Origin of the sequence: Actinomadura sp. 9N407, assembly GCF_044326315.1 — a bacterium.
Taxonomy (GTDB): domain Bacteria; phylum Actinomycetota; class Actinomycetes; order Streptosporangiales; family Streptosporangiaceae; genus Spirillospora.
Window position 1 is genome coordinate 104,119 of record NZ_JBIRAW010000034.1, and the last position, 9,245, is coordinate 113,363.

The 9,245-nt window shown below is 71.2% G+C and carries 9 protein-coding genes; 5 read left to right on the plus strand and 4 right to left on the minus strand.

Annotation, left to right across the window (positions count from 1 at the left end):
- Nucleotides 1–71: 71 nt before the first annotated feature.
- On the minus strand, nucleotides 72–1,013 hold the full coding sequence (coaA, locus tag ACH34Q_RS38110; protein ID WP_395988039.1) for a type I pantothenate kinase: 942 nt from the start codon (nucleotides 1,011–1,013) through the stop codon (nucleotides 72–74).
- Between the two features lie 124 nt (nucleotides 1,014–1,137).
- On the opposite strand from coaA, the gene glmS reads away from it, so the two are divergent.
- On the plus strand, nucleotides 1,138–2,982 hold the full coding sequence (gene glmS, locus ACH34Q_RS38115; protein WP_395988040.1) for a glutamine--fructose-6-phosphate transaminase (isomerizing): 1,845 nt from the start codon (nucleotides 1,138–1,140) through the stop codon (nucleotides 2,980–2,982).
- Nucleotides 2,983–2,994: 12 nt separating this feature from the next.
- Here glmS and ACH34Q_RS38120 read toward each other — a convergent pair whose 3' ends face one another.
- The 3 genes from ACH34Q_RS38120 to ACH34Q_RS38130 form a co-directional block, all read right to left on the minus strand.
- Complete coding sequence (locus ACH34Q_RS38120; protein WP_395988041.1) at nucleotides 2,995–3,207, minus strand: DUF397 domain-containing protein; 213 nt, start codon at nucleotides 3,205–3,207, stop codon at nucleotides 2,995–2,997.
- Nucleotides 3,208–3,536: 329 nt separating this feature from the next.
- Entirely contained in the window at nucleotides 3,537–3,755 is a 219-nt protein-coding gene (locus tag ACH34Q_RS38125; RefSeq protein ID WP_395988042.1) for a DUF397 domain-containing protein, read from the minus strand.
- A 15-nt stretch (nucleotides 3,756–3,770) separates the two neighbouring features.
- Nucleotides 3,771–4,661 (minus strand): helix-turn-helix domain-containing protein, encoded by an 891-nt coding sequence (locus tag ACH34Q_RS38130; RefSeq protein WP_395988043.1) that lies wholly within the window; start codon nucleotides 4,659–4,661, stop codon nucleotides 3,771–3,773.
- 172 nt (nucleotides 4,662–4,833) lie between these two features.
- Between ACH34Q_RS38130 and ACH34Q_RS38135 the strand changes: the two genes are divergently transcribed.
- From ACH34Q_RS38135 to ACH34Q_RS38150, 4 genes are all read left to right on the plus strand, one after another.
- Complete coding sequence (locus tag ACH34Q_RS38135; protein ID WP_395988044.1) at nucleotides 4,834–5,187, plus strand: holo-ACP synthase; 354 nt, start codon at nucleotides 4,834–4,836, stop codon at nucleotides 5,185–5,187.
- A gap of 74 nt (nucleotides 5,188–5,261) precedes the next feature.
- On the plus strand, nucleotides 5,262–6,734 hold the full coding sequence (locus tag ACH34Q_RS38140; protein ID WP_395988045.1) for an NAD(P)H-hydrate dehydratase: 1,473 nt from the start codon (nucleotides 5,262–5,264) through the stop codon (nucleotides 6,732–6,734).
- 188 nt (nucleotides 6,735–6,922) lie between these two features.
- Complete coding sequence (gene alr / locus ACH34Q_RS38145; RefSeq protein ID WP_395988046.1) at nucleotides 6,923–8,068, plus strand: alanine racemase; 1,146 nt, start codon at nucleotides 6,923–6,925, stop codon at nucleotides 8,066–8,068.
- Nucleotides 8,061–9,158: an alpha/beta fold hydrolase gene (locus ACH34Q_RS38150; RefSeq protein WP_395988047.1), complete on the plus strand. Its 1,098-nt coding sequence runs from the start codon at nucleotides 8,061–8,063 to the stop codon at nucleotides 9,156–9,158. Before alr ends, ACH34Q_RS38150 begins: the two co-directional genes overlap by 8 nt.
- Nucleotides 9,159–9,245 lie beyond the last annotated feature (87 nt).

Consider the following 9,245-nt stretch of genomic DNA (forward strand, 5'->3'; position numbering starts at 1 on the left):
CTAGGGGACGCCCCCGACATATGCGTCAGATACGGCTATGTCAGATACGGCTATGTCAGATACGACTGTTGTCAGATACGGCGCAGCCGGACGCGCTGGATGCCGTGGTCGCGGCCCTTGTGCAGGACGAGGGTGGCCCGGGCCCGGGTCGGCAGGATGTTGGAGACCAGGTTGATCTCGTTGACGTCGCGCCACACCCGCTGCGCGAACGCGGCCGTCTCGTCCTCGTCCAGCTCGTGCGCGTACTTGTGGAAGTACGAGCGGGGATCGGTGAACGCCGTGCGCCGCAGCGCGAACAGCCGGTCCACGTACCACTGCCGGATGTCCTCGACCCGGGCGTCCACGTAGATCGAGAAGTCGAAGAAGTCGGACACGCCGAGCTGGCCGGCGGGCGGCGGCTGCAGCACGTTCAGGCCCTCGACGATCAGGATGTCGGGCCGCCGTACGGTCTGCGACGCGCCCGGGACGATGTCGTACTCCAGATGGGAGTAGACCGGGATCGCGTGCTCGGCCGCGCCGGACTTGATCGCCGACACGAACCGGACCAGCGCGCGGCGGTCGTAGGACTCGGGAAAGCCCTTGCGGTCCATGATCCCGCGCTCGGTCAGCACCGCGTTCGGGTACAGGAAGCTGTCGGTGGTGACCAGTTCCACACTGGGGTGCTCGGGCCAGCGGGCCAGGAGGGTGCGCAGCAGCCGGGACGTGGTCGACTTGCCGACCGCGACGCTGCCCGCCACGCCGATGATGAAGGGGGTGGGCTGGACCCGTTCGCCCAGGAAGCCGCCGATGGTGTCGCGCAGCCCGCCGTCGGCGACGAAGAACAGGTTGAGCAGCCGCGACAGCGGGAGGTAGACCTCCTCGACCTCGGGGATGTCGATCGGGTCGCGCAGCCCGCGCAGCGCGTCCAGCTCCCCGGGGGTCAGGGGCAGCGGGGTGTTCTCGCGCAGCGCCCGCCAGGCGTCCCGGGAGAATTCGACGTAAGGGCTCGGCACGCTGTCCCATCCGCTCGTCATGGGCGACCACAGTAGTCACCGGCCCCATGTGGCCACCGGCGTTTCACCGGGCGACCACGTTATAGCCACGCCTCGGGTGCCACTGCTGGTGGGTCCCGGGGTGGGAGCGAATAGGCTTGCGCCCATGTGCGGAATCGTGGGGTACGTCGGTTCGAAGCCGGCGCTGGACGTCGTCGTCGAAGGCCTGGCGCGGCTGGAGTACCGCGGGTACGACTCGGCCGGGGTGGCGATCCTGGCCGACGGGGCGCTGGCGACGGCCAAGCGCGCGGGCAAGCTCGTCAACCTGCGCAACGCCCTGGAGGAGGAGCCCCCACCTGCGGGGACGCTGGGCATGGGACATACGCGTTGGGCGACGCACGGCGCGCCCAACGACCGCAACGCGCACCCGCACACCGACTGCTCGGGCTCGGTGGCGGTCATCCACAACGGCATCATCGAGAACTTCGCCGCGCTGCGCGCGGAGCTGGAGGAGGCCGGGCACAAGCTGGGCTCCGACACCGACACCGAGGCCGTCGCCCACCTGCTGGAGGACGAACTCAAGCAGGGCGGCGGGCTGGCCGCGGCCATGCGGCGGGTCTGCGCCCGGCTGGACGGCGCGTTCACGCTGGTCGCGGTGCACACCGGCGATCCCGACCTGGTGGTCGGCGCGCGGCGCAACTCGCCGCTGGTGGTCGGCGTGGGCGACGGCGAGAACTTCCTGGCCAGCGACGTGGCCGCGTTCATCGCGCACACCCGCGACGCGATCGAGCTGGGCCAGGACCAGATCGTCGAGCTGCGCGCGGACGGCGTGACCGTCACCGACTTCGAGGGCAACCCCGCCGAGGTCAAGGAGTACCACGTCGACTGGGACGTGTCGGCCGCCGAGAAGGGCGGCTACGACTACTTCATGCTCAAGGAGATCGCCGAGCAGCCGCAGGCGGTCGCCGACACGCTGCTCGGCCGGATCGGCGCCGACGGCCGGCTCCGGCTGGACGAGATGCGCATCTCCGACCAGGAGCTGCGCGAGGTCGACAAGATCATCATCGTGGCCTGCGGTACCTCGTACCATGCCGGCCTGATCGCCAAGTACGCCATCGAGCACTGGGCCGGGCTGCCCTGCGAGGTGGAGCTGGCCAGCGAGTTCCGCTACCGGGACCCGATCCTGAGCCGCAGCACGCTGGTCATCGCGATCTCCCAGTCGGGCGAGACGATGGACGCGCTGATGGCCGTCCGGCACGCCCGCGAGCAGCACGCCAAGCTGCTGGGCATCTGCAACGTCAACGGCTCCACGCTGCCGCGCGAGTGCGACGGCGTCCTCTACACCCATGCCGGGCCCGAGATCGCGGTCGCGTCCACCAAGGCGTTCCTGACGCAGCTGGTGGCCGTCTACCTGATCGCGCTCTACCTGGCCCAGGTGCGCGGCACCAAGTGGGGCGACGAGGTCTTCGCCATGGTCCAGCTGCTGGCGCAGATGCCCGACAAGGTGGAGAAGGTCCTGGAGACCATGGAACCGGTACGGGAGCTGGCCCGCTCGCTGTCGGGCGAGCACTGCGTGCTGTTCCTCGGCCGGCACGTCGGCTTCCCGGTGGCCCTGGAGGGCGCGCTGAAGCTCAAGGAGCTGGCGTACATGCATGCCGAGGGCTTCGCCGCCGGCGAGCTCAAGCACGGCCCGATCGCGCTGATCGAGCCGGGCCTGCCGGTCGTGGTGGTCGTCCCGCCGCGCGCCCGCGACGTGCTGCACGACAAGATCGTCTCCAATATCCAGGAGATCCGCGCCCGGGGCGCCCGGACGATCGTGATCGCCGAGGAGGGGGACGAGTCGGTCGAGCCGTACGCCGACACGCTGATCACCGTGCCCGCGGTGCCGACGCTGCTGCAGCCCCTGGTGACCACGATCCCGCTGCAGGTGTTCGCCTGCGAGCTGGCCAGCGCCAAGGGCCACGACGTCGACCAGCCCCGCAACCTCGCCAAGTCCGTCACCGTCGAGTAGCCACCGCACGCGTCAGGGTTCGCCGGATTTCAGCTTGGTGAGGAGAGATCGCCACGCGGCGGGTCCCAGGCGGAGGTACGGCTCGGCCTCCGGCAGAGTGCCGTCCCTGATCGCGGCCGAGGGTGTGCCCGGCCCCTCCACCCGGGCGACTTCGACGCAAGCGCCGTTGGGCTGGCAGTAACCGCTCCGCAGCCAGCGGACCGGGTCGGCCCCGTCGGCTCGCATCCGACCTCCTCGGTGTGGCCAACGTCTGATGTACTCACCCGCCATTAAAGGTCAGGAACCGGCTGACCGACACGCCACCGCATAGTGGCGCGCTACGGCGAGGTGCATGTCCGGTTAGCCACGATCAATGAGAATCTCAGTGAGATCGGCGCGAATCCCAAGGCCGGTCAGTGAGAATCTCGGCCGGTCAGTGAGAATCTCGGGCCGGTCAGTGAGAATCTCGGGCAAGGCAGTGAGAATCTCAGTGAGAATCTCGCTGCAATTCTCTGAAACGCCGCCCGACATGATGAGAGGCCCGGCCGTCGCGGCCGGGCCCCCATCGCGTGTCCTCAGAGGGACGTGTCGAGATCTCCGTTCTTGATCCTGGCGGCGAACGCACGCCATTCCCGATGCGAGAACATCAGGACCGGACCGGCATCGCCGTCGGTGGCGTCCCGGGCGGCGACCGCCCGTGTGGAGGCCATGGCGGCGATTTCGACGCAGGTGCCGTTGGCGGCGCAACGGCTTCCCTTGCGCCAGGAGATCGAGTCGTTTTCAGCGGAGGCCACGCGATATCCTTTAGCTCATAGATGGCGGTTCGGAATTTGTTCTTGCCATGCTGTGAGAATCTCCGCGATGAAGCTCCGCGAGTCCGCCGGACCCAGCGCCGCCTCCGCCAATGTGTCATGGGCGAGACGGTAGAGATGCGTGGTCACCTCGTCCTCGAAATGGCTCACCGTCAGACTCTCGGTGTGCACGATATCGGGAAAGGTGACGTCGTGGGAAGCGGCGAACTCAAGCAGCGTGAAAGAGCCAGCCATGAGTGGGTGTGCTGCATTCATTGGGTAAATCTGGAGCCGCACATTGGGTAGCTGCATAATGGTCAATAGATGGCCCATCTGATGCAGCATGACCGATTTATCCCCGACCATCCGCCAGAGCGCCGATTCGTCGATGACGACCCATAGCTGGGCGGGCTCGGGCTGCCGCCGCAGGATCTGCTGGCGGCGCACCCGGACCTCGACCCGGCGGTCGATCTCGCGCGGCGGGGTGGCGGCGATGGTGTTCCAGCCGGAGACGACCTCGCGGGCGTACGCCTCGGTCTGCAGCAGCCCGGGAATGGTGTGCGTCTCCCACTGCCGGATCAGGTTCGCCTCGGCCTCCATCGCGATGTAGTCGGGGTAGCCGCCGATCAGATCGCGGTACTCCTCCCACCAGCCGCGCTCGGCGGCGTCGCCGGCCAGCGCGATGATCTCGTCGCGGCGCGCGCCGTCCACCTCGTACAGGTCCAGCAGCAGCCGGACATCGGCGATCTTGGCTCCGGTACGGGCGTTCTCCAGCCGGCTGACCTTGGCGGTCGACCAGTTGAGCCGGTCGGCGACATCGTCGCCGGTGAGGTCCATCTGCTCGCGCATCCGGCGCAGTTCGGCGGCGAGCCTGCGCTGCCGTACGGAAGGACGTGGGGATGCGCTCATCGCGGCGGCCTCTCCTGCCCGGGGCGAAGCGAACTGGCGTGCGGGAAAACCGCGTCGGTGAAACTGTAACTTGCACGGCAACCTGCGCGCCTCACCATTCGATCACCGCCACTGTATTCGTTCCACCAGGTCAGAAACACGTGCTGGGCGGGGTCGTGGCACCCTTGGACGGATGATCGTGGGTGTGGGCATCGACGTGGTTGACATCGCCCGGTTCGAGCGTTCCCTGGAACGGACTCCGAAGCTGCGGACGCGGCTGTTCACCGAAGCGGAGCGCGGCATGGCCGTACGGTCGCTGGCCGCCCGGTTCGCGGCCAAGGAGGCGCTGGCCAAGGCGCTGGGCGCGCCGCGCGGGCTGCTGTGGACCGACGCCGAGGTCCGGCGGGCCGAGGACGGGCGCCCGACGCTGCACGTCGCCGGCACCGTAGCGGCGGCCGCCGCCGAGCGCGGTGTGGTGAGCTGGCACATCTCGCTCAGCCATGACGGCGGCATCGCCACCGCGGTCGTGATCGCCGAGTCCGGCTGACGCCGTTCGCCGCCTGGCCCAACCTGGGTACGAGGCGGTTGGATGGCGGTGTCGGGCCTGGGGAGGGGATGCGGATGAGGTACGCGCACGAGGTCGGCAAGGTTCGCGCCGCGGAGCAGGCCCTGATGGCCCGGCTTCCGGACGGCGCCCTGATGCAGCGGGCCGCCGCCGGGCTCGCGTCCGTCTGCGCCCGCCTCCTCCCGGCCGTGTACGGGGCGGACGTGGTCCTGCTGGTCGGCAGCGGCGACAACGGCGGCGACGCGCTGTACGCCGGGGCCCGGCTGGCGCGCAGGGGAGCGCGGGTCCGCGCCGTACCGGCCGGTTCCAAGATCCACCAGGCGGGGCTGGCCGCGCTGCGATCCGCGGGCGGGCAGGTACTGCCGGTCGAAGGGGCGGACGCCGCCGTCCTCGGCGCCGACCTGATCATCGACGGGCTGACCGGGATCGGCGGTACGGGCGCGCTGCGCGAGCCGCACGCCTCCCTGGCCAGGCTCGCGGGCCGGTCCACCGGGACGGTCGTCGCCTGCGACGTGCCGAGCGGGGTCGACGCCGGAACGGGACGGGTCGACGGGCCCGCCGTGCAGGCGGACGTGACCGTCACGTTCGGTACGCACAAGCCCGGCCTGCTGATCGACCCGGGCGCGCTCCACTGCGGTGTCGTGGAGCTGGTCGACATCGGGCTCGGCCCCGAGCTGCCCGACCCGGACGTGGTCGCGGCCTGGCCCGAGGACGTCCAGCCCCCGGAGCCGCGTCCCGAGTCCGACAAGTACCGGCGCGGCGTCGTGGGCATCATCGCGGGCGGCGACGAGTTCACCGGGGCCGCCGTGCTCAGCGCGGGCGGCGCGGTGCACGGGGGCGCGGGCATGGTGCGGTTCGCCTCCGTACGGCACCCGGTGGAGCTCGTACGGCAGCGCTTCCCCGAGGTGGTCACCACGGTCATCGAGCCCAAGCCGGACGCCCTCGAACGCGTCGGCCGCGTCCAGGCCTGGGTGGTCGGCCCGGGCCTCGGCACCGGCAAGGACGCCGAGATCCTCATCGAGGCGGTGCTGGGCACGGATCTGCCGGTCCTGGTGGACGCCGACGGGCTGACGGTCGTGGCGCGCCGCCGCGAGCTGCTGCGCCGTACGGCGCCGACCCTGCTGACCCCGCACGCGGGCGAGCTGTCCCGGCTGATCGACGCGGGCCGGGAGCAGATCGAGGCGCGCAGGCTGGAGCATGTCCGGCGGGCGGCGGCCGAGTTGCCGGTGACCGTCCTGCTGAAGGGCTCGACGACGCTGGTCGCCGAGCTGGATCGTCCGGTACGGGTTAACCCGACCGGTACGTCCCGCCTGGCCACGGCCGGGACGGGCGACGTCCTGTCGGGCTTGATCGGAGCGCTGCTGGCCGGCGGGATGTCCGCGCTCGACGCCGCCGCGTCCGGCGCGTACCTGCACGGTCTGGCGGGACGGATCGCCGCCGCCGGGCCGGAGGAGACCGGCGGCGAGTCGCCGATCAGCGCCTACGACGTGATCACCGCGCTGCCCGCAGCCTTCCGTGCCGTCTGGTGATGGCACCGGTGCACCCCGGCCGTCACTGAACCCGAGCCGCTGAACCCGAGCCACTGAACCTCAAGGCGGGCATTTACGTCCTAATGGGGTAGAGAACACCGCGGGTGTTCACCGGGCCGACGGGGAAGTGGCCGCAAGGTGCGTGAGCAGGCACGTTCATGCGTCCGGGGGCGGCACACTGGGTGACCATGAGGAGTCCAGCAGAGGCACGCGTCGATCTCGACGCGATAGCCGGCAACACCGCGCTGCTGCGGGAGCGCGCCGGGGGCGCCGCGGTGATGTCCATGGTGAAGGCCGAGGCGTACGGCCACGGGCTGGTGCCCGCGGCGCGCGCCGCCGTGGCGGGCGGCGCGACCTGGCTCGGCGTGGCCAAGCTGGCCGAGGCGCTGCGGCTGCGGCAGGCCGGGCTGACCGGCATGCCCATCCTGGTCTGCATCGGTGTCCCGGGCGAGCCGTACGACCAGGCCATCCGGGCCGATGTGGACCTGACCGCGGGCGCGTCCTGGCTGATCGACGAGATCGCCGCGGCGGCCGAACGGGCCGGACGGCCCGCGCGGGTCCACCTCAAGGCCGACACCGGGATGTCCCGGGGCGGCGCGTGGGGCGACGAGTGGCCGCCGCTGGTGAAGTCGGCGCTGGCCGCCGAGGCCGCCGGGCACGTCCAGGTCGTGGGGCTCATGTCGCATTTCGCCTGCGCCGACGAGCCGGGCCACCCCTCGGTCGCGGGCCAGCTCGCGGTCTTCAAGGACATGGTCGAGTACGCCGAGCGCGCCGGGGCCAGGCCGGAGGTCCGGCACCTGTCCAACTCGGCCGCCGCGCTGACCCTGCCGGACGCGCGGTTCGACCTGGTCCGGCCCGGGATCGCCACGTACGGGCTGACACCGGTGCCGGGCGAGGGCACGTTCGGGCTGCGGCCCGCGATGACGCTCGTCGCCGCCACGGCCCTGGTCAAGCGGGTCCCGGCGGCCAGCGGTGTCTCGTACGGTCACACCTACATCACCGAACGGGAGACGACTCTGGCCGTGGTGCCCGCCGGCTACGGCGACGGCGTCCCCCGGCACGGTTCCAACCTGCTGGAGGTCCTCGCTGGCGGGCGGCGCCGCCGGATCGCCGGCCGGGTCTGCATGGACCAGTTCGTGATCGACCTCGAGGACGATCCGCTCGCCGCCGGTGACGAGATCGTGCTGTTCGGGCCCGGCGACCGCGGCGAGCCGACCGCTCAGGAGTGGGCGGACGCGCTGATGACGATCTCGTATGAGATCGTCACCCGGATCGGGTCCCGGGTGCCCCGGGTGTACACGGGGCGGGCCGCCGGAGGGGGCGAGGATGGTTAGCAGCCGCAGGAAGAAGATGGGCATCGCCGGTGCCGTCGCGGGCGTCGGCGCGGCCGGGATCGGCGCGGCCGTGGGCCTGCGCCGGCTGGCGGTCGGCCGGGTCAGGCTGCGGCCCGATCCCGACGCCGACGAGCCGTTCGGCGAGCTGCGCGGGACCGTGCGGACCGTACCGGCCGACGACGGCCTGCCGCTGCACGTCGAGGTCGACGGCCCGGACGACGCGCCGCTGACGCTCGTCTTCAGCCACGGCTACTGCCTCAACCAGGACGCCTGGCACTTCCAGCGCCGCGACCTGCGGCACTCCACCGGACGGCCGCGCCTGGTCTTCTGGGACCAGCGCAGCCACGGCCGGTCGGGCCGGAGCAAGCCGGCGAACGCCACGATCGACCAGACCGGCGAGGACCTGTACGCGGTGCTGACCGCGACCGTCGGTCCGGGCGCCCCCGTGGTGCTGGTGGGCCACTCGATGGGCGGCATGTCGATCATGGCGCTGGCGCTGCGGCATCCCGAGCTGTTCGAGCCCGGGACCGACGGCCCCCAGATCGTCGGCGTCGCGCTGGTCAACACCTCGTGCGGCGACATGGCCGAGATGACGCTCGGCCTGCCCCTCGTCCTGGCCAAGGTGCTGCGCCCGCTGGCCCCCGGCACGCTGCGCGGCCTGGGCCGCCGCGCCGACCTGGTCGAGCGCGTCCGCGGCCTGGGCGCCGACCTGGCGTTCGTGGTCACCAAGCGGATGGCCTTCGCCGACAAGTACGTCAGCCCGACCGTGGTCGACTTCCTGGAGCAGATGATCCGGGCCACGCCGATCGACGTGGTCGCGGAGTTCTATCCGGAGCTGATCGCGCACGACAAGTCGGCGGCCCTGGAGATCATCGGACGGGTACCCGTCGTGGTGCTGGCCGGCGGTGAGGACCGGCTGACCCCGGCCGCGCACGGCCGCGCCATGGCCGAGGCGCTCCCCGACGCCGAGTACGTCGAGGTCGGCGAGGCCGGCCACGTCCTCCCGCTGGAGTACCCCGGCGTCGTCACCGGCGGCGTCCGCCGCCTGCTCGACCGCGTCAAGCCCGAACGCGAGGAACGCTCAGCCTGACCCCCGGACGTCGACTCGTGGCGCTGGCTCTTAGACCCAGCGGACGCTGCCGACGATCATGCCAGGGGAGGTCTCGGGGGTCGGCGT